This is a genomic window from Billgrantia sp. C5P2 (assembly GCF_051062895.2).
Window position 1 is genome coordinate 4,740,708 of sequence record NZ_CM128542.1, and the last position, 22,208, is coordinate 4,762,915.

The following is a 22,208-nucleotide window of genomic DNA, read 5'->3' on the forward strand; positions in this document are numbered from 1 at the left end:
CTTCTTTACCTCAGGGCCAAGGGCGTCAGGGCATCAGGGCGGGAGCGGCTAGCCCGGCGTTCTCGGTGAAGCCGAACATCAGGTTGAGATTCTGCACCGCCTGGCCCGAGGCGCCCTTGACCAGGTTGTCGATCACCGACAGCACGACCACCGTGTCGCCACCTCCGGGACGATGCACCGCCAGGCGGCAGACATTGGCGCCCTTGACGCTGCGCGTCTCGGGATGACTTCCGATGGGCATCACGTCGACAAAGGGTTCATCGGCGAAGCGCTGCTCGAACAATGCCTGCAGATCGCCCGGCTCGCCTGTCAGGCGCCCGTAGAGCGTGGCATGGATGCCGCGGATCATCGGCGTCAGGTGCGGCACGAAGGTCAGGCCAACCGGCCCCCCCGCGGCATCGCTCAGGCCTTGGCTGATCTCGGGCAGATGGCGGTGGCCGGAGGCTCCGTAGGCTTTCATCGATTCGCTGGCCTCGGCCAGCAGCGAGGGCACCTTGGCACCGCGCCCGGCACCGGTCACGCCGGACTTGCAGTCGGCGATGATGTGATCGGCGTCGATCAGCCCGGCCTCGAGCAGCGGCAGCAGGCCCAACTGTACCGCCGTGGGGTAGCAACCCGGCACGGCGATCAGGCGCGCCTGGCGAATGCGCTCGCGATGCATCTCGGGCAGGCCATAGACGGCTTCGTCGAGCAGCTCCGGTGCACCGTGCGGCTGGCCGTACCACTCCGACCACACCTGAGCGTCGCGCAGGCGGAAGTCGGCGGAAAGGTCGATCACCCGGGTGCCCTGGGCGAGCAGCTCGCCGGCCAGGGCGTGGGCGACGCCGTGCGGAGTGGCAAAGAACACCGCATCGCAGGCGCCCAGGCGGCGCGGATCGGGTTCGCTGAAGGCCAGGTCATCGTAGTGGCCGCGCAGATTGGGGTACATGTCGCACACGCGCAAGCCGGCCTCGGAGCGCGAGGTGATCGCGTCGACCTCGACCTCTGAGTGCTGGGCCAGCAGCCTGAGCAGCTCGACGCCGGTATAACCGGTGCCGCCGACGATTCCGACCTTGATCACAACGAGACTCCTTCGAAGTTAACCTGGCTTGAGGCGGCCTCCAACGGGACCGTCCTGTCTGGATATGATACACAAGAGAGGGGGCGGCGACTCAACCGCCGCGACATCGTATTCCCGGAACCGTTTGCACAGGAATCAAGCCGTGCCGCGCCTCTCGTTTCCCACCTTCAGCCTGGAAGGGTTTCGTCGCAAGCTGGCCAGCGTCGATGCCCTGCCCCAGCTGTGCGTACTGGGAGTCATCTCCGGGCTTGTGACCGGTGCCGTGATGGTCGCCTTCCGGCTATTGCTCGAACTGGGGGGCGTGCTGTTCATGCCCGGTGGCGACCACGAGGCCTTCGAAGGGCTGCCGCCGATGGTGCGCTCGAGCCTGCCGCTGGTCGCCGTGGCGTTGATCGGCATCTTCCTGTGGCGCCAGCCGGCGGCAGCACGCAAGCTGGGCGTCGCTCATGTCATCGAGCGCCTTACCTACCACCAGGGCCGCTTCCCCCTGCGCAACTGGATCAATCAGTGGTGGGTCGGGGTGGCCACGGTGCTGGGTGGCCTGTCGGCAGGCCGCGAGGGGCCTGCCATTCACCTCGGTGCAGCCGCGGCCAGCGGCCTTGGCCAGCGGCTACGCCTGCCGCACAACAGCCTGCGGGTACTGGTGGCCTGCGGCACGGCGGCGGGTATCTCGGCTTCTTTCAATACGCCGATCGCCGGTGTCATCTTCGCCATGGAAGTGGTGATGATGGAGTACACCATTGCCGGCTTCATGCCGGTGATCCTGGCTTCCACCATGGGCGCCCTGATGGCCATGCTGGTGTACGGTTCGGAACCGGCCATCCAGGTACCCAGCGTCAGCTTGGGTTCGCTGATGAACTTGCCCTGGATCGTGATCACGGCACTGTTCATCGGTCTGCTGGCTGGGCTCTTCATCCATGTAGCGAGAAGCGAGCGCATCAGCGGATTGCCGGTAGTGTTGCGCCTGGCGCTGGTGGCCCTGGCCACGGCGGCGGTGGCGTGGTGGTATCCCGACGTACAGGGCATTGGCTACGACAGCCTCGATGCTTCGTTGGCAGGCAACCTGACCGTCGACGTGCTGCTGGCGCTGGTGGTAGCCAAGCTGTTGCTGACGGCCATTACCGTGGCCAGCAAAATTCCCATCGGCATCATCGGGCCCGTGCTGGTGGTCGGAGCGGCGGCCGGAGCGTTGGCCGACCTGGTGGGCGCATGGCTCTTTCCCCAACTGGGGGTAGAGCCTGGGTTCTATGCCATGCTCGGCATGGCGGCGATGATGGGGGCGGTATTGCAGGCGCCGTTGGCCGCGCTGATGGCACTGCTGGAATTGACCCACAACCCCAATATCATTCTCCCGGGCATGCTGGCGGTGGTGGTCTCGGGTTTGACGGCCCGTCAACTGTGTCGCTGCGACGGTTTCTTCATCAGCGTGACCCGCCATGGCCTGCACCCGCTGCAGCAGCCTTTGATGCAGGCGCTTTCGCGGGTCTCGGTGCCGGCGGTAATGGAGCGCAGCTTCGTGACCACGCCGCGCATGGTGACTCGCGAGCAGGCCCGTGCTTTGCTCGATGCCAAGCCGGCCTGGATCCTGATCCTTCGCTCCACCGGCGATAAGCCGACGTTGGCCCTCAAGGCGGCCGATCTGGCCCGGGCGCTGATCGATGAGCAGGAATTGGAGGAGATCACCACCGAGGAGGCACTGATCGACCTGCTCGAGGTGCCGGGGCTGCGTCTGGAGATGGCTCCGATTCACTTGCAGGCGACCCTGTCGGAAGCCTTCGAGCGGCTCAACGATCAGGCCGTCGATGCCCTCTACGTGGAGTATGGACGGCGTCCGAAGCACAAACGGATTTCCGGTATCATCACCCGCGGCGCCATCGAGCGTTACTATTCGCTCAAGTGAGTGCACCTGACGCGCGCATGCTGCCGTGTCGCCATTATCCTCCTGGGGAGAAAGCATGTACCTGTGGATCAAGGCCCTGCACATCGTGGCCGTCGTGACCTGGTTTGCCGCGCTGTTCTACCTGCCGCGCCTGTATGTCTACCATGCCATGGCGCGCGACAACGGGGAGCAACAGGCCATCGACACCTTCCGCGTGATGGAGCGCAAGCTCTACCGCGGCATCATGACGCCGTCGATGATCGCAGTGATCGCGTTGGGGGGCTGGCTGCTCTATCTCATGCCGCACTGGCTCGGCATGGGCTGGATGCATGCCAAGCTGGTGCTGGTGCTGGCGCTGGTGGCCTATCACCATGTCTGCCTTATCTATCTCAAGCAATTCGCCGCGGGCCGCTGCCAGCGTAGCCACGTATTCTTCCGCTGGTTCAATGAACTGCCAGTGATTGCGCTGCTCGTCATCGTGATCCTGGTAGTGCTCAAGCCATTCTGATATGTCGAACGACAACGAAAAGCTCCCGGTCGTGCTGGTACTGGCCGGGCACGATCCCACGGGTGGGGCGGGGCTCACCGCCGATGGCGAGGCGATTGCCGCCTGTGGTGGCTGGGCCATGACCGTGCCGACGGCGCTGACGGTGCAGGACTGTGAGGACGTTCATCGCGTGGTGCCGGTACCGGTAGACCTGATACGCGAGATGGCGGCCCGGATCGCCGCGTTCTGTCCGGCGGCGATCAAGGTCGGGCTGCTGGCCAGCCACGAGACGCTCGATGCCGTGGTGGAGATCGTCAAGGCGCATCCCACGGTGCCGGTGGTGGTCGATCCGGTGCTCAAGGCCGGGGGAGGAAAAGAGTTATCCACAGCGACTTTGGTCGAGACTTTTCGCTCGCGACTGCTTCCCCTTGTGGATATTCTGACGCCCAATCGACTCGAACTGGCGCGTCTTGCCGGACCCGAGGCACAGGATGATCCGGCGCGCGTTCAGCGCTTGCTGTCGCTCGGCTGTCGCGCCGTGCTGGTGACCGGTAGTGACGATCCAGAAGGCGGTGTGCCTGGCGACGAAGTAGAGGTGGCGCTGTACGACGGCAACGGTCGCTTCGCCTGGCGCTGGCCGCGGCTGGCAGGCGGCTTTCACGGTTCGGGCTGTACCCTGGCTGCCGCCTTGGCGGCACGCCTCGCTGCCGGTGAATCGCTACACGCTGCCTGCGAACAGGCCCAGCGCTTTACCTGGCATGCCCTTGAACATGCCTGGCAGCCGGGAAACGCCCAGGCGCTGCCGCGGCGCAGGGTGTTTCAGGCGGGTTCGCAAATGCCGGCGCCGGACGTGACCCCAGGCCTGGCGATGGGCGAAGTTCAGCCTGACTTCACCGTTAACGCCAAGGTTATCCAAGAAGTTATCCACAGACCGGGCAGCACGAGCCTGGCACCTCCCGTGACGGGACCCATCCATTTTCGAGACAGCAACGAGGCTGACATGACCACTTCCGCAATGCTCTTCGAACAGGCCTGCCGTCACATTCCCGGTGGCGTCAATTCTCCGGTGCGTGCCTTCAAGGGGCTTCACCGGCCCCCGGTGTTCATGGAGCGAGCCCAGGGCGCGTACCTGTTCGACGTGGAAGGCAAGCGCTACGTCGATTACGTCGGCTCATGGGGACCGATGATCACCGGTCACGCCGACCCCGATGTGCTGAATGCCGTACGCAGCCGGCTCGACCAGGGTCTTTCGTTCGGCACGCCGACCGCGATCGAGACCACCATGGCCGATCTGATCTGCGAGATGATTCCTTCGATCGAACTGGTGCGCATGGTCAATTCGGGTACCGAGGCCACCATGTCGGCGATCAGGCTGGCGCGTGGTTTCACCGGGCGCGACAAGATCGTCAAGTTCGAGGGCAACTATCACGGCCACTCCGATTCGCTGCTGGTCAAGGCCGGTTCCGGCGCGTTGACCCATGGCGAGCCCAGTTCACCTGGCGTTCCCGCCTCCCTGGCCGAGCACACCATTACCCTGTCCTACAATGACAGCGACGAGGTGGAGGCCTGCTTCGAGGAGATCGGCGGCGAGATCGCCTGCATCATCGTCGAGCCGGTCGCCGGCAACATGAATTGCATCCCGCCGCAGCCCGGCTTCCTCGAGACACTGCGTCGGGTTTGCACCGAGTACGGTAGTGTGCTGATCTTTGACGAGGTGATGACCGGTTTCCGTGTCGCCATGGGCGGTGCCCAGTCTCACTTCGGCGTTACGCCCGACCTGACCTGCCTGGGCAAGATCGTCGGCGGTGGCATGCCGGTAGGCGCCTTCGGCGGCAAGCGCGAGATCATGGAGCAGATCTCGCCGCTGGGGCCGGTCTATCAGGCGGGGACGCTCTCGGGCAATCCGCTGGCCATGGCGGCGGGCATCGCGCTGCTGACCAAGCTGCGCGAGCCCGGCTTCCATGACGCCTTGGCTCAGCGCGTGGAGACGCTATGTCACGGATTGCAGGAGCGTGCCGATGCCGCGGGTGTCGACATGATCACCCAGCGGGTAGGTGGTATGTTCGGATTGTTCTTCACCGGGCAGTCCCGGGTCGACAACTTTGCCCAGGCCACGGCCTGCGATGCCGATGCCTTCCGCCGCTTCTTTGCGGCAATGCTGGACGAAGGTGTCTACCTGGCGCCGTCGGCCTATGAGGCGGGCTTCATGTCGAGCGCCCATACGCCGGAAGACATTCAATTGACGCTGGATGCCGCCGAGAAGGCTTTCGCCCAGGTGCACCAGCCTTGACGGGGCGCCACTGCCACAAGGAGTGAATATGGATGCCACCTCAGCGAACTGCCAGACGTCTCCCTCCACGGCTCTCAGCCTGGATGAACTGATCGATTCGCTGGTGGCATCCCATCGTACGATTGTCGACGACCTGCCTTACGTGGGTTCGTCTTGCTGCCTGGCGGCAACTCGTTCGCTGGTGGAGGACGAAGTGAGCGTGCTAGATGCCCGTCTGACGGGGGAGGAGGATCGGCGGCGCCTGGATGGCCTGAGGGAATGGCTGGAACAGGAGCTGGTGAGACTCGAGCCGTGGTTCCACGAGCGTGGCGAACCTCGCCCAAGCTGGGTCGTCGACCGTCAGGTCATGTCATTGTGTGTTCGACAGCGCCTCATCATGTCCAACGCCCTCGATCTCGAGGCCTCGGATCCGCTGGCCAAGCGCCGCCTGGACTCGGGCTTCGACCTGGTGTCGCTGCTGGTGGGGCTCTATGTCCGCGATGAGACCCGGCTCGCTCACTATGCGCTCGATCGCTATCTACGACTTTCGGGGGATTACTCGCTCACGCGTCTCATTTCGGTGTTTGCGGTTTGCCGCTCGCTCGCAGGGGCCAGTCGAGCGCTGCAGCGATGGGAGTCGGGGCGCGGTACGGCGTTTCACCTGGCCGAGATCATGACGGAGTGTCGGCGCTATTTCGAACTGGCCGAGCAGGCTGCCAACTTTCGCTTTCCTCCGCTGATCATCGGTGTTGGGGTCTCCGGCAGTGGCAAGAGCCGCTTCATGGCCGAGATCGTCGAGCGGCTGGGAGCGGTGCGGCTTTGCTCGGACGTTGAGCGTCGGCGTCTCTACGGAATCGATTCACAGGCAGTAGCTCAAGAACCGGCTGTGGATATCTTTTCTGCCGAGGCCACCGAGCGCACCTACCAGCGCCTGGCCAGCCTGGCCGGACTTCTGCTGAATGGCGGCATCCCCACCTGCATCGATGCCACCTGTCTGACGCGCAGCCAGCGCCAATTGCTGCAACAGCAGGGCGAGGCACGCGGTCTACCGGTGCTCTTCGTCAGCTTCGAAGCCGACGAAGAGACGCTCAGGGCGCGTATCGTCAAGCGGGCCAGGCGTCAGGGGGGCGACCCGGCAACGAGCCTTGAGGTACTCAACCGGCAGTTGGACATGTGCGAGGATTTCAGCGACGAGGAGCGTCAGCAGCTGTTGCATCTCGATACTACCGCCGAGAATGTCGGTGAGACCTTGGCGATGCTGGTCGAGAAACGGATAAGGCTGAGTTATAGCTGAGGATAGAATGAGACGATTGCTGTTCACCTTGCTAATTGCCTTGATCGGAATGAGTGACATCTTAGCAGGCGACCGCTCCCTCTCACGGGGAGTAGTGACACCTATGGATGATAGCTCCTCCAATGTTATTGACATCGTGTTTGGTGGTGAGTCGGGTACACGCTTCGTGGCCACGCTGAAAATCCATCGAGAGAATGGGGTAGAGAAGCATGAGCTGGCGGAAACCGTTCCTAGCGAGCATCGGTATCGAGGCGAGGCGCTGGAAGCCAGCGTGCGACAGCTGACGGAGGGAGGCCTGACGGTAGAGGTTCGCAAAGGCGGAAACGTTAGTCGTTCGAGTTCGCGTGGCGAGAATAGCCAGCTGAGCTTGCAAATCAGGTAAGAACACCCGGCCTCTTTTCATCATTCCTCTTAAAGAAAGAGCCTGCCAAGGTGGCAGGCCCTTTTTCTGCAGGCTCAGTTCTGGTGAACGTAAGCCGTGTTGCCCCCGCCCACTTGTGTGGTAACGGCGGAGTTGTTGACGCCCATCTGTACATGCGTGGCACTGTTGCTGGCCAAGCTAGCCAGCCCACCGAAGAAGCCCGGCAACGCCGACTGGCTGATGGACGAATCATGGCCCAGACCCGTCTGGGAGGAATACGCCACATCGTTAAAGCCGCTCTGCATCACGTCGGATGTATTATAACGGCCACTTTGGGTGATGACGGCATCGCTGTTATAGCTGCTTTGTTCCACCGTCGCCGTATTGTATTTCCCATCCTGTTCGATGTCGGATTCGTTTTTCAGTCCGCTCTGGCTCACCATTGCCTTGTTCAGTGTGCCGTTCTGATCAATGGAAGAGTTGTTGAAGCTTCCGCTCTGGTCAACATCGGCGTAATTGTAGTCGCCGGATTGAGTAATGTCGGAGGAAAGTTTGGTGCCCTCCTGATCTACCATCGCGAAATTCTTGTCTTCCCACTGAACGACGTCAGAGTCGTTGAAACTTCCGCTCTGGTTGACCTCGGCAAAGTTTCTCCAGCCATTTTGATACGAGGTGGATTTGTTCTTAACCCCTTCCTGGTCAACCTGAAGGGTGTTCCGGCTGCCGTACTGCTGGCTTTCAGAAGAGTTGTACGCTCCGGATTGAGCCAGACTAGCGCTGTTTCTTGTCCCGTGCTGCAGTGCATTGGCGTGATTTCCCACACCTTCCTGATCGATGGCTGATTCGTTATAGCCCTGCCACCCTTGCTGGAGTACGGTTGCGTCATTATAGGCGCCAGTTTGTGCTACGTCAGAAACGTTGCTTCCTGCGCCCTGGGTAAGCTGTGTTACACTTGTGCTATTGTGAATGCCTTCTTGGTCGATGTACGACTCGTTTTGGTTTGCCAGAGCCGTACCTGAGAAGGCGATAGCCGCCGCCATAATCGTCATCTTGAACTTCATTTTTTATTCCCTCTCGTTGAAATCCCTGGGTAAGCTTCTGCTGCCAGGGTGGAGTTCGACAGCGATAGCTTGGCTATCGCTCCCGTTTGCCACTTCCGGTTTAAGCGCTTTGTTTTTCCTTTTTATTGGTTATGCGTCCTGCATCTTCCCCACGAACCTGGAACGGCAGCATTAATAGCGGTAGATTTGAACGGCTGCCTGCCCCCGTGAGAACTGTGTAATGGTGATGGGACTGGTACGCTGGCTTCCCAACTGGTGGATCTCGGCGCTGCCGTATACGCCGTGCTGATTGATGGTGGCCTCCTTGCCGTATCCGGCCTGCACGATTTCAGCACCGTGTCCGTGGCCCTTTTGCAGGATCGAAGCTTCCAGTTGAACGCCGGACTGCACTATCCGAGCTTCATGAGTTGCCCCTATTTGCCTTGCACTGGCTGCATTAGCTGAGCCCAGCTGCATGATCTGAGAGTTGTTGTTTTTGCCGCTCTGAATAATTACGGAATCGTTACCGTAGCCAGCCTGGTATACGGTGGCATTCTGGTAATGGCGTACTCCTGTCGGCTCAGGGTCGAGCTCCGAACTCGGCATGAGATCGGCCGCCATGGTGGCGTTTGCCAGCAGAGCCATTCCTATCGAAAACAAAACTAATCCATATTTTCTCATGGCGGCATACTCTGTTGTATTTACGTTCTGTAACAGTGTCGTCTTGCTGGCAAAGGCCTTCCATAATTCGTATGCCTTAATTTAAGCATTAATTTTTTAGCACTCATATGGTCACTGCAAGAATGACTCAGCTCGTTGCCAATTGAGCATTACTGATCTTCAGATCGTAAAAAAGGCACCAATGTTTTGGCGCCTTGAAGCAGAAGGGTTTTATAGCATCGGTGGAGAGGATTCCCGGTAAGCCATGAAAATCTCGTGATCACGATCTGCAGCATTGGCCAGATTCCAAAGCCCTCGGTCTACTCCTTGGGTAACGAGATGAATGACGGCGGATTCGATGGCCGACATTACGGCCATCTGGACCGGTTCATTGTGTGTATACCCTGCCTCGGCTTCCAGCAGACGGCGGAAGCTGACGAAACGATAGACACCAGCACGAACTTCATAGGAATAGACCGTCTTGCTGGTGGTAACGTTAGCCAGGACTTCACCGGTGGCGATATCCACGGCGCGAAGGTTGACGGTAACCTGATCGACCTGGTACTGACCGGATGACCCGATGCCGAAGTATTCTGCGCCCACGCCGCCTGTCTTCATGTTGGAGTCGTAGGCGATGATTCCCCCTTCCATCAGGATGCGTGCAGCGTTCAGTGAGCCCAGTTCGTTTTCGCGTCCGTTTCTCTCCAGGTTGGCCCGTATGATGCGGCGCTCGGTGAGCAGATTCTGTAGCCCGACACGCTCTAGGGGTACGAACCACCCCGAATCCGCCAGAGCGGAACTCAGCATGGCGGCGCCGCCTTGCGTCACTGCCGTCGAAAAGGTACTGGCGGGCTGAGGACGGTACTGGCCGGTCTGATCCCTGAAGTCGTAGACGGCCGTGAGTATCGGAGCTGCCGGGCGTGGCAGGCTGGTCAAGTCGAAATACGTACCGGCACGAGGGGCCAAGGTAGCTGGCGCTCCCTCCAGCCCTTCGGGAGAGGTGACCATGCCGACGCATCCGCCAAGGAAGATCAGTCCTGACATGAAACCGATTCTTAGTGCTTTCATGCTCTGGCCCCTTAAAATGGCGTTCCGAAATCTATCCGTGTCACTTCATTCGTCCTCTTGTCGGTGATGACCATCTGGAAAGCACCGCCCCCCACGTTGACGAACCTGACGTTGAGCGAAGAATTGTCGATGACGCTCTCACTTCCTCCGGGATTGTTAGGATCTAGCGCATCGTCGATGGCACGGTTGATAAGATCGCCACGCAGATCCTGGAGGAAGAAATCGACTTCGGAGAAGCCTCCGAAATCCGGAGCGTTGGGATCCTTGTGCGTATCCTGCGCCTGGGCCTTGTTGAGCAGATGGTTGCCCAGCATGGGATCCCCTCCGAATGAAGGATTGATGGGGCGATAGATGAGTTCCCCCGCCTGGGCTCCCGCTGAGCAGGAGAAGAGCAATCCGACAAGAGAGAACTTCAGTAGTAGTGAGCGTGCATGTTTCATGGTCTTCTCCTTCTAGTACATCCTTTCTACTAGATTTCTTCGTCGGCCAGATCCGGGTCGCTCTCGAGCGCTTGCATAATGCTGCGTTGCACTAGGAGCTGTTCCACCTGCTCGATGGCCACCTCGGCATACCGATCGATATCGCTAAGTCGGGGGGGGAGCGCGGCCTGGAAGAGGATGCGATTGTTCTCCGCGATCCAGACTTGGCTTCCCCAGCGGGCATCGGGGCGCTCGTGTACGGACAGCGTCGTGCTGGACAGAATGTGGCTTTCCGAACTCAACTGGCTGAAACGTCTGTAGAAAGTCTTTCCCATCATGGTGATGGTACGGTCGACTATCACGCCCGACAGGCCTGGCTCGCCCAAGCGAAACTGGCGAGACAGCTCTTCCGTTGCCTTTCCTTCTTCCAGCGCCTCCTTCCCTTCGATCGGGCCCTGAGGAGCCGACGGCTCCCTTGGCACCGCAGGCAGTCCGGCGCCCGGCGTTTCCGCCTCAGCCAAGGCAAGGGAGCCAAACGCCAGCAACAAAATGGCCATTGACGATTTCGCATGAAAGAAAGCCATTGTCCTGTTCGCTCTCGAATCAGTGACTGGATGAGGCTCTATCGCACCGTCGTAGCGCCTGCGGGGGAGGGGCCCCCAAGTTCTGGCGGGCCCAGTTCACGGCCTGCATGCGGTTGTTGACCTTGATCTTGCGAAAAATATTATAAAGATGTGATTTCACCGTATGCTCACTCACAAAGAGAAGCTCGGCGATTTTGGTATTGGAGGCGCCGGAACCGAGCAGGCCGATGATCTCCAGCTCGCGTTGCGTGATGCCGCAGGCGGGGCGATAGCAGTTGATCTGCTGGCGGCGGTAAAAGTCGATCAATCGCGTCATCAGCGATCGCGACAGCCAGAAATCGTCTTCCAGCAGGCGTTGGATCCCTTTACAGATCATTTCGAGGCTATCGTTGCGGTAAAAGACGCCTTTCAGCTCCATGAGGCTGAGCAACTGCGTGGCATGTTCTTCATTCTTTATATTGAAAGCCGTCAACACCCATCCTGGCTGATGTTGATATTGTGCCTGCCATGCCTGCATGACCGCTTCTTCGAGATGGTCGATATCCAGAAGCACAATAATACGAGAACCGCCCTCTTCTTCCATGAGATCGACAGCACCTTCAGGGACCTCTGGTGGTACGATATACAATTCGCGTTGCAGCTTCTCGTGTATGTAACAGACGAAAAGCTGAGTTTGTGGGTTGCTTTCGGTAGCTAGCAGGATAATCCCTTTTCCAAGTTCCATGCTCTTTATCCCCTGATTGATATTCCCTTTTTCTTGGTAAACCTTGCCGGATCTGACGAAAAGGACTGGAAACATCTTGGTTCAGGCGGAGTAATTTTGTAAAGTTATGTTATGGTGTGTTTTGTTTGGTTGTTCAGAACTAGATTTCCCATACCCGTGCATGAAATTCTTTAATATCATAAAGTTACGTTCTTAGGTTTTGTTCTTGTCTTCAATAATTCTCACATCCCTTTGCATCCCGCTGAATTTATTTCATCCGCCCCTCGTTTGTTACGTTTGATAACGTTTTATCTTGAAGTCTCTGCATGCGGTTCTTGCCGCGAACGCTTCCACGGCCGGCTATGGCGCGTGAGGAAGAATTATCTACGATTATGGTTGGTGTCGCTCGTTGAGGACCATATTCAGCTCGCAAAGGTTGCCGGCCTGTCGTGGCCTGAAGGAGCGTCATGGCTTAAGCGCTGAGACCAGCCAGGCCAGACTGGGGACCTTTCAATTCCTCGCTGTGGTACCGTCGGGGAAGTGCGGACCGAAGGGATTTGCTGGCTTGCTGTGGGCTGGGACAGCACCCATTCGCAGCCGTTGTCGAGAAAGAGTGCCGTCAGTATCTTGAGGGAACGATCAGAGACCCGAGCCACCATCACGACATTCGGGGGACTCCATAGCGGTTATCCCGATGGGTACGCTCCAGCGTGCCCTCTCCCTTGCTGTTCTCAGTGCCTCGCTTCCCGCTTGCAGCTAGGAGGCACACTGAACAGGTTCCGTCTGGCCCAGTTCATCGCTTGCAGGCGGTTATGAACCTTGATTTTCCTAAAGATATTATAGAGATGAGATTTTACGGTATGTTCGCTGACGAACAGTTTCTCGGCGATTTCCGAGTTGGTGGCTCCCGTACCGAGAAGCCCGATGATTTCCAGCTCGCGCTGTGTCAATCCACAGGCCGGACGGTAGGAGTTCATCTGCTGGCGGCGCAGTAACTGGATCATGCGTGACATCAAGGTTCGCGACATCCAGAGGCTGCCGCTGTGAAGCGCTTCGATTCCCTTGCAGATCAGCTCGACGCTGTCATTACGGTAGAAAATTCCCTGTAGATTGAGAGACGAGAGCAGCTCCACGGCGTGCCCTTCATCACGCACGTTGAAGGCAGCAAGACTGATGTTCTCCTTGCCATCTGCTGCGGCCTGCCAGCGCTGCATGGTCGCTTCGCTCAAATGATCCAGGTCGAGAATCACCAGGATGTCCTTTCCCTCACCCAGGGATGGCATGGTCTCGGTGTCGACAGCAACGACCTCATGCTCCAGTTGGAGCTGAAGATGCTCGATGAACAGCTTAGATTGGGGATTGATGGCGGTGACCAGAAAAATCCGGAAATCCATGCTTGTCATATTTCCTTCCCCCTTATTGATTCGCAATTCAACATGTAAAGAAATGTAATTACCTGCATTTTTGGAGTCTCGGCTAAAAATAGCAAGGAGGTTAATACCTTTTTTTCATAAAAAAATTTTCCTTATTACTTTTCTTTCTTTTAACTCATGCCTACCGCTTCCTATGGGGGTAGCTGCGAAGACAAAAGTGTAGAACTACATTTTTTCCTTTTAACTTTTTATTACTTAAAAACATAAAGTTAGGTTGGTAATGTGCAGAAACGGCACAGCAGCGTAACAAAAAGTCGGTACTTTTGTCAGTGCTCGGAGCATTAGACTGAAGACCTCGCAGGTAGGCATCTATTTCATACCTATTTTTCAGCGAATGGGTCTTTTCTACGCCTCCCTGCCGTTACACGTCCTACCGCCTGTTACTCAGCGAGCCTTTTCAAAAATTTACATTACTGGTCTGGGCCTAGATTAGTGCGAGTCAGTCACAAGAGGGAGGCGCCTGTTAAGAAAGCAGTGCATGTCCCTACGTGAACTAGCTGAAAGCAGTACAAGAGACCAACCGTCCACCCATGCACGCTAGGAGAACCAGGTGAGTGCTATGCACGACACAAGACTACTACGAATCAGATGCGTCTCCCGGCCGAAAGCACCTGCTTGTCGCTGAGTGGCATGACCGTCGCTCCTCTTAAGTATGGCCCAGGTAATTGCTTTGGATGCAATGTTCGTCCTCGAGTTTTCAGCACGACCTACAGGGCGGCCTCCATGAGCGACGCTGGTGCGCTCAGCGGTATTAATGGAGCCCATGAGTATGGCCCTGGGCGTGCTGGATGCTCACTAGCCATTGAAGATCTCAGTCAGGTGCTTTCCGGTGGCAGCGAGCAAGTATTGTTACTATTTTTTACGCTTGGGGAGGTTTCAGTCGGAACGGATAGGTGAATGTTTTGTCCTAATTTCCTAAATGGCTGTTGAGCGATATAGTTTATTTCGCTTTTGCTAAATTAAATTGCCAAAACTGATGGCGAGCGTTCAGGAAAATGAAGCCTAGCCGGCGGCGCCTGCATCAGGCAACTTGTAAAGTCAGGTTACGAATGGGCGTGGACAAGTCTGACGTGCTTGGCTTTGGCCTCGATTCGCTACGCGAATTGTATATCTCCAGTACGTACATGAACCGTGTTAGCGGTTCAGCCCCGCGCTCGCCTCGTGTAACATATGCGGAGTGAAAACAGGCATTAGGAGCCGTTGTGTCCCTCACCAATGAGCTGGTCGTGGCCAGCGGAAATCCCGGCAAGCTTCGTGAGTTCGGCCAGCTTTTCGAGTCCCTTGGGCTACGGATTCGACCCCAGGCCGAATTCGGTGTGACCGATGTCGAGGAAACCGGGCTCACCTTCGTCGAGAACGCCCTGCTCAAGGCGCGTGCAGCCAGTAGTGCCAGTGGCCTGCCGGCACTCGCCGACGATTCGGGACTCGAAGTCGATGCGCTGGCGGGACGGCCGGGCATCTATTCGGCTCGCTTCGCCGGTGAACCCAAGAGCGACGCGCGCAACAATGCCAAGCTGCTGGCGTCCCTGGCCGAGGTATCGGGTGCCGCCCGCAGTGCACGCTACTGGTGCGCGCTGGTCTATCTGCGCCATGCCGACGACCCGGTGCCGCTGATCGTCCAGCGCAGCTGGGAAGGTGAGATCCTCGAGCAGCCGCGCGGAGAGGGCGGGTTCGGCTATGACCCGCTGTTCTGGCTGCCTTCGCTTGGCAAGAGCGTCGCCGAGCTAGGCGCCGAGGAGAAGAACCGCCTCAGCCACCGTGGCCGGGCCCTGGAGTCCATGCTGACGGCCCTGCGCGGGATGACCCAACGCTGATGTCGGCATCGTCGCGAGAAGTGCCGACACTGCCGCCCTTGGCGCTATACGTGCACGTGCCCTGGTGCGTGCGCAAGTGCCCCTACTGCGATTTCAACTCCCATGGCGTGGGCAGAAGCGCCGAATTGCCTGAAGAGGAGTACCTGGCCGCACTACTCGACGATCTCGATGCCGACCTGCCGCTGGCGGCTGGCCGACCTCTGGTCAGCATCTTCATCGGTGGCGGGACACCGAGCCTGATGTCGGCCGGCTTCTATGCGCGTTTCCTTGACGAGCTGGCGCGGCGCCTGCCGCTCGGCGAGAACGTCGAAATCACCTTGGAAGCCAATCCGGGCACGCTGGAGCGTGGACGCTTCCTTGGCTATCGACAGGCCGGTATCAATCGGCTCTCGCTCGGCGTGCAGAGCTTCCAGGCGGCCCAGCTCGAAGCCCTGGGCAGGATCCACAGTGGCGAAGACGCCATGGCGGCCGTGGAGGAGGCGCGTGAGGCCGGCTTCGACAATCTCAACCTCGACCTCATGCACGGCCTGCCGGGGCAGACCCCCGAGCTGGCCGTGGCCGACCTGGAGCGTGCCCTGGCGCTGGCACCGGAACATCTCTCCTGGTACCAGCTCACCGTCGAGCCCAATACCGAATTCCACTCACGGCCGCCCGTGCTGCCGGAGGAGGAAACCCTGTGGGACATCCAGGATCTGGGCCACGAGCGGCTCGAAGCGGCGGGCTTTTCACGCTACGAGATCTCCGCTTATGCGCAGCCGGGGCGACGCTCCCGGCACAACCTCAACTACTGGCGCTTCGGCGACTACCTGGGGATCGGGGCCGGTAGCCACGGCAAGCTGAGTGCCGTGGACGAGCAGGGCAACCTCCGGATCGAGCGCCGTTGGAAGGCGCGTCAGCCCGAGGCCTACCTGCGCCGTCGCCGCGACCCGCGTGGTTTCGTTGCGGGCAGCAGCCAGGTCAGCGATGTCGAGCTGCCACTGGAGTTCGCCATGAATGCCCTGCGCCTGGTCGATGGCGTGGCCATGGCCGACTGGCAGGCTCACACCGGGCGCCCCCTGCCGGTACTGAGCGAACGGCTTGCCACTGCACGCAATAAAGGACTTCTCGTGGAAGATGTGCAGAGACTTCAAGCTTCGCCTCGAGGTCTATTATTCTTGAACGAGTTGCTGGCGCTCGTGAGTGACGCCGGTACAGAATAAGCCCTTACCCTGACTTGGAGATTGTCTATGCTCAAAGCTACCCGACTCGTTGCCCCTCTTGCGGCTGTCTTTCTGCTCGTCGGTTGTGCAACGACCGACCCCTATTCGGGACAAACCCAGCGCAACAAGACCCTGTCGGGGGCCGGGATAGGCGCGGCAGTTGGCGCCGCCGCCGGTGCTCTGTCGGGCGATGGCAGCACCAGCCGCCGCGATCGGGCGGCGATCGGTGCTGTCGTGGGCGCCGCCGCGGGTGCCGGCATCGGTGCCTATATGGACCGCCAGGAGCAACAGCTGCGCGAGAGCATGCAGGGTACCGGCGTCGACGTGGAGCGCCGCGGCGATGACATCGTGCTCAACATGCCGAGCAGTGTGACCTTCGGCTTCGATTCCAGCGAGCTGACGCCGAACGCGCGTTCGGCGCTCAACGACGTGGCCTCGGTGCTGACCCAATACACCGATACGCGGGTCAACATTGCCGGCCATACCGACAGCACTGGCAGCGTCAGCTACAACCAGCGCCTCTCAGAGCGCCGTGCCGAAGCGGTCGGCGGCTTTCTGGCCCAGGCCGGGGTGGCACGCAACCGTCTCAACATGATCGGCCATGGGCCGAGCCAGCCGGTTGCAAGCAACAACACCGAGGAGGGTCGGGCTCAGAACCGTCGCGTCGAGATCACGCTGACGCCGATCGAGTCGCAGTTTCAACAACAGTAAGCATCGAACGAGATAGCGTCTCTTTGCAGGCCCGCCACTGGCTGAGTGGCGGGCCTGCTCGCTTGCCGCTTTCGTTTCGCGAGAGGTTCCGTCCATGCTCTCCTACCAGCATGCTTACCACGCCGGCAACTTCGCCGACGTGCACAAGCACCTCGTGCTCCACGCCGTCCTCGACCACATGCTGCGCAAGGGTTCGCCGATCACCTTCGTCGATACTCACTCCGGACGCGGCGTCTACCCGCTGGATGCGCCCGAGACCCAGCGTCTCGGCGAGTATCGTCATGGTGCCTTGCCGCTGTGGCGGGCAGGCGAACGTCTGGCGGATGAGCCGCTGCTCTCGGCCTGGCTCGATGCCATTGCCAGCCTGCAGCAGGGGCCACGGCTCGAGCGGTATCCCGGTTCGCCCTGGTGGCTGGCCCAGCGGCTGCGCCGCGGCGATCGGCTGCGCCTCTACGAGCTGCACCCGGGCGAGCACGACCACCTCTCGCAGCAGGCGCTGCCGCCGAATGCGCAGCGCATTCACGGCGATGGCCTGGCGGGCCTGATCCAGGTCCTGCCGGTGTCGACGCCACGGCTCTGCGTGCTGATCGATCCCAGCTTCGAGCGCAAGGCCGAGTACGCCGAGGTCGCTGATACCGTGCTGGCCGCCATGCACAAGGCGCGTCATGGCGTGGTGATGGTGTGGTATCCGCTGCTGCCGGCCGGGCGCCACCACGAGCTGCTGGAGCGCCTGCGCGACGGCGGGCTGCGCAAGATCTGGCGCAGCGAACTGACTCTGCATGCACCGGGCGAGGAGCACGGCATGTACGGCAGCGGCATGCTGGTCGTCAATCCTCCCTGGGGGCTAGATGAACGCCTGGCTGCGGCCATGGCGCGAGTCACGCCACTGCTCGGCGAGACATGCCGTTACCGCGACGACTGGTGGGTCGCGGAGTAGGCGCTCTTTTGGTACATCATTTGCCGATGCAGAAGTTGCCGAAGATCTCGCCGAGCAGGTCGTCGGCGCTGAACTCCCCGGTGATCGCGCCCAGCGCCTGCTGGGCCTCGCGCAGATCCTCCGCCAGCAGCTCGCCGGCGCCATAGCCCGAGAGCTGGGCCTCGCCGTTGGCCAGTGCCTGCTGTGCGCGATCGAGGGCGTCCAGGTGGCGTCGGCGAGCCGAGAAGCGTCCCTCCGTGGTCGTCGAATAACCCATCACGCTCTTCAGATGTTCCTTCAGATGCGTCACGCCCGCCCCGGTCAGGGCGGAGAGGCGCACGGTCGGCGTGGCGGCGGTCAGGTCGAGCCCGGGCACTTCATGGCTGGCGTCGATCTTGTTGCGCACCAGGGTCAGGCGGGAGGCGTCGGGCAGCCTGGCGACGAATTCGGGCCAGATGGCCATGGGGTCCACCGCCTTGGTGGCCGCGGCGTCCACCAGCAGCAGCACGCGGTCGGCCTTCTCGATCTCGGCCCAGGCCCGGGCCACGCCGATCCGTTCGACCGCGTCGGGGGTATCGCGCAGCCCGGCGGTATCGATCACGTGAAGCGGCATGCCGTCCAGGTGGATGTGCTCGCGCAGCACGTCGCGGGTCGTCCCCTCGATATCGGTGACGATGGCGGTGTCCTGCTCGGTCAGGGCATTGAGCAGGCTCGACTTGCCGGCATTGGGCCTGCCTGCGATCACCACGCTCATGCCTTCGCGCATCAGCGCCCCCTGGCCGGCGGCGGCGCGCACCTCGGCGAGTTCGGCCTGAACGTCGGCGAGCATCTCGGCCACCTTGCCGTCGGCAAGGAAGTCGATTTCCTCTTCGGGAAAGTCGATGGCCGCCTCCACGTACATGCGCAGCTCGATCAGGCGCTGCACGAGCGTCTCCACCCGGCGCGAGAACTCCCCCTGCAGCGAGCGCAGGGCGTTCTCGGCCGCCGTTCTCGAGCTGGCCTCGATCAGGTCGGCGATGGCCTCGGCCTGTGTCAGGTCGAGCTTGTCGTTGAGAAAGGCGCGCTCGGAGAATTCGCCAGGCCGTGCCAGACGGGCGCCGAGCTGGACGCAGCGCTCCAGCAGCAGGTCCATGATTACCGGGCCGCCGTGTCCCTGCAGTTCGAGGACATCCTCGCCGGTAAAGGAGTGTGGCCCGGCAAAATAGAGAGCGATGCCTTCGTCGATCGTCGTGGCGGCGCCGCGGAAGGGGCCGTAGTGGGCGCGGCGGGGTTCGGGACAGTGCCCCACCATGGCTTCGGCGATCGACGCACACAGCGGCCCCGAAACGCGGATGATGCCCACTCCACCGCGCCCCGGCGGGGTGGCCAATGCGGCGATGGTGTCCTGGTGATAGAGCGGATCCGGCATTGAATAGCCCTGTTGATTGTAACGGCACTCGCGGCATTGTCCCGTCGGTGACCCTTAAACGCCAGACCCCCGCCAGGGCGGGGGTCTGGGTGACGCGACGTGCGATCAGCGCTTGCTCTTGACCGCCTTGCCCACGCTGGGATCGTTCTCGATCTTGCGTGTGATCACGTACTGCTGGGCGATCGATATGACGTTGTTGACTACCCAGTAGATGACCAGGCCGGCCGGGAACCAGAGGAAGAAGAAGGTGAAGACGATCGGCAGCATCTTCATGATCTTCGCCTGCATGGGGTCGGGCGGGGTGGGGTTGAGCAATTGCTGGACGAACATCGAGGCGCCCATCAGGATCGGCAGGATGAAGAACGGATCCTTCATCGACAGATCCTGGATCCAGAACATGAAGGGCGCATGGCGCAGCTCGACGGATTCCAGCAGCATCCAGTAGAGGGCGATGAAGACGGGCATCTGCACCAGGATCGGCAGACAGCCACCCAGAGGATTGATCTTCTCCTTCTGGTAGAACTTCATCATCTCCTGGGACATCTTCTGGCGATCGTCGCCGTACTGCTCCTTGAGGCGCTGCATTTCCGGGCCCAGCTTGCGCATGCGAGCCATGGACTTGTAGGCCTTGGCGGAAAGCGGCCACATGGCCAGCTTGACCAGTACGGTCAGCAGGACGATGGACCAGCCCCAGTTGCCGATGATGTCCTGGATATGATCGAGCAGCCAGAACAGCGGATTGGCAATGAACCACAGCCAGCCGAAGTCGACGGTCAGGCGCAGGTTGGGTGCCACCTCCTCGAGATAGCTCTGCACCTTGGGCCCCATGTAGAGGGTCGCCCCCAGGCGTGTCTCGCCGTCGGCCGCCACCGTGGAGACGGGGCCGGCAAAGGCTGCCACGTTGCGGTTGCGAGCATCGGTAGTGGCGTACTGCAGATTCTGCTGATTCTGCGGCGGCACCCAGGCCGAGACGAAATAGTGCTGGATGATGGCTACCCAGCCGCCCTGGACGTCCCGGTTGTTGAATTTGCCCGACTGGACATCGTCGAAATCGACCTTCTGGTAGCGATCCTCCGGCGACGAGTAGGCAGCTCCAAGATAGGATTTCATGCCCATCGAGACGCCGCTGGAGGGGTCGGGGCTGTTGTCCCGGGCCAACTGGCCGATGAAGCGTGCCGTGACCGGCTCCTCGGTATTGTTGGCCAGGAAGTAGCTGACCTCGACCGCATAGCTGCCGCGCTCGAAGGAGAAGCGCTTGACCACCTCGACACCGTTCAATTCGCCACGGAGGTCGACGTCGAGACGCCCCTCGTCGTCGGCCAGGCGATAGCTGGTGCTCTCCGGGGTGAAGCCGATGCGTCCCCCTTGGCCGTCTACCTGCAGCCCTGAACGTGCCACGTAGCTGCGTGTCTCGTTGTCCGAGAGCAGCACGTAGGGGCGTTCGGAACCCAGCGTCATGCGATGCTGGGGCAGGGCGGCATAGACGATGTCGCCTCCCTGCGGGTCGATGCGAACATCGAGCACGTCGGTCACGACGGCGACCAGGTCGCGAGTACTGCTCGACTGCTCCGTCTCGGCCGGCATGTCGCCGGTCATCTCCTGCTCCGTCCGAGGCGCGGCGGGCACCGTCAGGCCGTCTTCGTCGGGCGCCTGCTGTGCATCGGGTGCCGGTGCCGTGATGGCGGGAGCATCAGGCTCAGGAGCAACCTGGCCATAATCCTGATTCCACTGCACGACGAGCAGGTAGGCGAGCACGGCCAGTGGAATCAGCAATAGGAGTCGTTTTACGTCCATGAGGGGTCTGCCCGGTGGGTAGTGAACATGCCGCTGGAACGGTATCCGCTGCCATGTGAAAGAGAACGCTAGCCTGCATGGCAGGCTAGCGAGGCGGCGTCCGGCAACGCATCGGTCAGGAGGTCAGCGTTTTTCGGGTGTCACGCTCCAGGCGACGCCACATGCCGAAGAACTGGCGATGCAGTGTCGCCCTGTCCAGTTCGTTCGCCCCGCGTCGAGCCAGCAAGACGATGTCGACGGCAGGTAGCGAGCGCTGCTGCAGGCGTATGGACTCACGAGCGAACCGCTTGAGGCGGTTGCGGTCCACGGCCTTGCGGACGTTCTTCTTGCTGATGACCAGGCCAAGGCGGGGATGGTCCAGTCCATTGGGGCACGCCAGGGCCATCAGCCCCTTGCCATGTACCTTGAATGAAGCGTGATCGAAAACGTATCGATAATCCCCGGCAGTCAACAGACGCAACTGCTTGGGGAAACCATGACCGGACACGCGCAATCCGCTATCAGGCGCTCAGGCGCTTGCGGCCCTTGGCGCGGCGGCGGGCCAGAACGGCACGACCATTCTTGGTAGCCATGCGAGCACGGAACCCGTGGACACGCTTGCGCTTCAGAACGCTGGGTTGAAAGGTACGTTTCATAACTCTTGATTCCCACGTGGTTTATTGACGGAACGTCTTACAGAAATGCCCTGGCTCCCGACAGGAACCAGGGGCGGATTCGGTTCAAGACCGGAAATTGTAGAGACTTCGGCTGCCCGACGCAATTGTTCCGCTCGATATCACGAGGCGCACGGCGGCTGCCAGCGGGCTCGGCGCCTGGACTTGGCCCCGGCGTTTCGGCCAAACCGTTGTGGTCAATACTGGGGACGATAACTGTTAATAAGCTGGGGCTTCAATTCACAAACAACAGGTTATGGAGTGTGCAGGCTTGTGGAAAAGCAGTTGTTAAGGGCTGGCCGCTCATGATGAGCCCACGGCATGCCGACCAAGCAGCAGCAGCCTACTGCAGGGAGGCTTTTCCACAGGGCCGGCAGGTGTCGAACCGCATGTGGATAACCCGTCAGGCGAAGGATACAATGGCCGGTCATGCATCAACGGGTATGGTGAGGTCGA

General features: G+C 60.6%; 21 protein-coding genes and 1 pseudogene. 10 read left to right on the top strand and 12 right to left on the bottom strand.

From position 1 onward, the window contains the following. Positions 1-25: 25 nt before the first annotated feature. Positions 26-1,060 (bottom strand): N-acetyl-gamma-glutamyl-phosphate reductase, encoded by a 1,035-nt coding sequence (argC, locus tag ACRWQA_RS22085; RefSeq protein WP_434232657.1) that lies wholly within the window; start codon positions 1,058-1,060, stop codon positions 26-28. 142 nt (positions 1,061-1,202) lie between these two features. On the opposite strand from argC, the gene ACRWQA_RS22090 reads away from it, so the two are divergent. The 6 genes and pseudogenes from ACRWQA_RS22090 (at position 1,203) to ACRWQA_RS22115 (ending at position 7,371) form a co-directional block, all read left to right on the top strand. Beyond that, a complete protein-coding gene (locus ACRWQA_RS22090) occupies positions 1,203-2,960 on the top strand; it encodes a chloride channel protein (protein WP_263581848.1) in 1,758 nt (585 codons plus the stop codon). A 55-nt stretch (positions 2,961-3,015) separates the two neighbouring features. After that, a complete protein-coding gene (hemJ, locus tag ACRWQA_RS22095) occupies positions 3,016-3,447 on the top strand; it encodes a protoporphyrinogen oxidase HemJ (protein WP_263581849.1) in 432 nt (143 codons plus the stop codon). Between the two features lies 1 nt (position 3,448). Next, a pseudogene (thiD, locus tag ACRWQA_RS22100) lies at positions 3,449-4,237 on the top strand (bifunctional hydroxymethylpyrimidine kinase/phosphomethylpyrimidine kinase); the annotation flags it as partial. A gap of 189 nt (positions 4,238-4,426) precedes the next feature. Further along, positions 4,427-5,716, top strand: a complete 1,290-nt coding sequence (hemL, locus tag ACRWQA_RS22105) for a glutamate-1-semialdehyde 2,1-aminomutase (RefSeq protein WP_263584040.1) — start codon at positions 4,427-4,429, stop codon at positions 5,714-5,716. A 28-nt stretch (positions 5,717-5,744) separates the two neighbouring features. Then, entirely contained in the window at positions 5,745-6,989 is a 1,245-nt protein-coding gene (locus tag ACRWQA_RS22110) for a P-loop nucleotide/nucleoside kinase family protein (protein ID WP_434232489.1), read from the top strand. Between the two features lie 7 nt (positions 6,990-6,996). Continuing rightward, positions 6,997-7,371 (top strand): hypothetical protein, encoded by a 375-nt coding sequence (locus tag ACRWQA_RS22115; RefSeq protein ID WP_434232491.1) that lies wholly within the window; start codon positions 6,997-6,999, stop codon positions 7,369-7,371. 74 nt (positions 7,372-7,445) lie between these two features. Here the strand turns inward: ACRWQA_RS22115 and ACRWQA_RS22120 are convergent, their stop codons facing one another. From ACRWQA_RS22120 to ACRWQA_RS22150, 7 genes are all read right to left on the bottom strand, one after another. After that, a complete protein-coding gene (locus ACRWQA_RS22120; RefSeq protein WP_434232493.1) occupies positions 7,446-8,411 on the bottom strand; it encodes a hypothetical protein in 966 nt (321 codons plus the stop codon). A 171-nt stretch (positions 8,412-8,582) separates the two neighbouring features. Then, positions 8,583-9,071 (bottom strand): hypothetical protein, encoded by a 489-nt coding sequence (locus ACRWQA_RS22125; RefSeq protein ID WP_434232495.1) that lies wholly within the window; start codon positions 9,069-9,071, stop codon positions 8,583-8,585. A gap of 210 nt (positions 9,072-9,281) precedes the next feature. Continuing rightward, positions 9,282-10,094 carry a CsgG/HfaB family protein gene (locus ACRWQA_RS22130; RefSeq protein WP_446326229.1) on the bottom strand — a complete coding sequence of 271 codons (813 nt, stop codon included), beginning with the start codon at positions 10,092-10,094 and terminating at the stop codon, positions 9,282-9,284. 35 nt (positions 10,095-10,129) lie between these two features. Beyond that, the gene (locus ACRWQA_RS22135) at positions 10,130-10,558 is read right to left on the bottom strand and encodes a curli assembly protein CsgF (protein WP_434232501.1); all 429 of its coding nucleotides are present in this window, start codon (positions 10,556-10,558) and stop codon (positions 10,130-10,132) included. A 29-nt stretch (positions 10,559-10,587) separates the two neighbouring features. Beyond that, positions 10,588-11,094 (bottom strand): CsgE family curli-type amyloid fiber assembly protein, encoded by a 507-nt coding sequence (locus ACRWQA_RS22140; protein WP_446326230.1) that lies wholly within the window; start codon positions 11,092-11,094, stop codon positions 10,588-10,590. A gap of 46 nt (positions 11,095-11,140) precedes the next feature. Continuing rightward, positions 11,141-11,920: a LuxR C-terminal-related transcriptional regulator gene (locus ACRWQA_RS22145; protein ID WP_434232506.1), complete on the bottom strand. Its 780-nt coding sequence runs from the start codon at positions 11,918-11,920 to the stop codon at positions 11,141-11,143. 635 nt (positions 11,921-12,555) lie between these two features. Next, the gene (locus ACRWQA_RS22150; protein ID WP_434232509.1) at positions 12,556-13,218 is read right to left on the bottom strand and encodes a LuxR C-terminal-related transcriptional regulator; all 663 of its coding nucleotides are present in this window, start codon (positions 13,216-13,218) and stop codon (positions 12,556-12,558) included. 1,241 nt (positions 13,219-14,459) lie between these two features. Here ACRWQA_RS22150 and rdgB point away from each other — a divergent pair. The 4 genes from rdgB (at position 14,460) to ACRWQA_RS22170 (ending at position 17,918) form a co-directional block, all read left to right on the top strand. Then, complete coding sequence (gene rdgB, locus ACRWQA_RS22155) at positions 14,460-15,071, top strand: RdgB/HAM1 family non-canonical purine NTP pyrophosphatase (protein ID WP_434232512.1); 612 nt, start codon at positions 14,460-14,462, stop codon at positions 15,069-15,071. Further along, a complete protein-coding gene (gene hemW, locus ACRWQA_RS22160; protein ID WP_434232515.1) occupies positions 15,071-16,270 on the top strand; it encodes a radical SAM family heme chaperone HemW in 1,200 nt (399 codons plus the stop codon). Before rdgB ends, hemW begins: the two co-directional genes overlap by 1 nt. 27 nt (positions 16,271-16,297) lie before the next feature. Next, the gene (locus ACRWQA_RS22165; RefSeq protein ID WP_263581860.1) at positions 16,298-16,981 is read left to right on the top strand and encodes a YiaD family glycine zipper/OmpA-like lipoprotein; all 684 of its coding nucleotides are present in this window, start codon (positions 16,298-16,300) and stop codon (positions 16,979-16,981) included. A gap of 94 nt (positions 16,982-17,075) precedes the next feature. Next, positions 17,076-17,918: a 23S rRNA (adenine(2030)-N(6))-methyltransferase RlmJ gene (locus tag ACRWQA_RS22170; protein ID WP_434232518.1), complete on the top strand. Its 843-nt coding sequence runs from the start codon at positions 17,076-17,078 to the stop codon at positions 17,916-17,918. 16 nt (positions 17,919-17,934) lie between these two features. Here ACRWQA_RS22170 and mnmE read toward each other — a convergent pair whose 3' ends face one another. The 4 genes from mnmE to rpmH form a co-directional block, all read right to left on the bottom strand. Beyond that, positions 17,935-19,305, bottom strand: a complete 1,371-nt coding sequence (gene mnmE, locus ACRWQA_RS22175; RefSeq protein ID WP_446326231.1) for a tRNA uridine-5-carboxymethylaminomethyl(34) synthesis GTPase MnmE — start codon at positions 19,303-19,305, stop codon at positions 17,935-17,937. A 105-nt stretch (positions 19,306-19,410) separates the two neighbouring features. Beyond that, positions 19,411-21,099, bottom strand: a complete 1,689-nt coding sequence (gene yidC, locus ACRWQA_RS22180) for a membrane protein insertase YidC (RefSeq protein ID WP_434231220.1) — start codon at positions 21,097-21,099, stop codon at positions 19,411-19,413. Positions 21,100-21,214: 115 nt separating this feature from the next. Further along, positions 21,215-21,586, bottom strand: a complete 372-nt coding sequence (gene rnpA, locus ACRWQA_RS22185; RefSeq protein ID WP_263581864.1) for a ribonuclease P protein component — start codon at positions 21,584-21,586, stop codon at positions 21,215-21,217. 13 nt (positions 21,587-21,599) lie between these two features. Further along, the gene (gene rpmH / locus ACRWQA_RS22190) at positions 21,600-21,734 is read right to left on the bottom strand and encodes a 50S ribosomal protein L34 (RefSeq protein ID WP_010626003.1); all 135 of its coding nucleotides are present in this window, start codon (positions 21,732-21,734) and stop codon (positions 21,600-21,602) included. Positions 21,735-22,208: the final 474 nt, after the last annotated feature.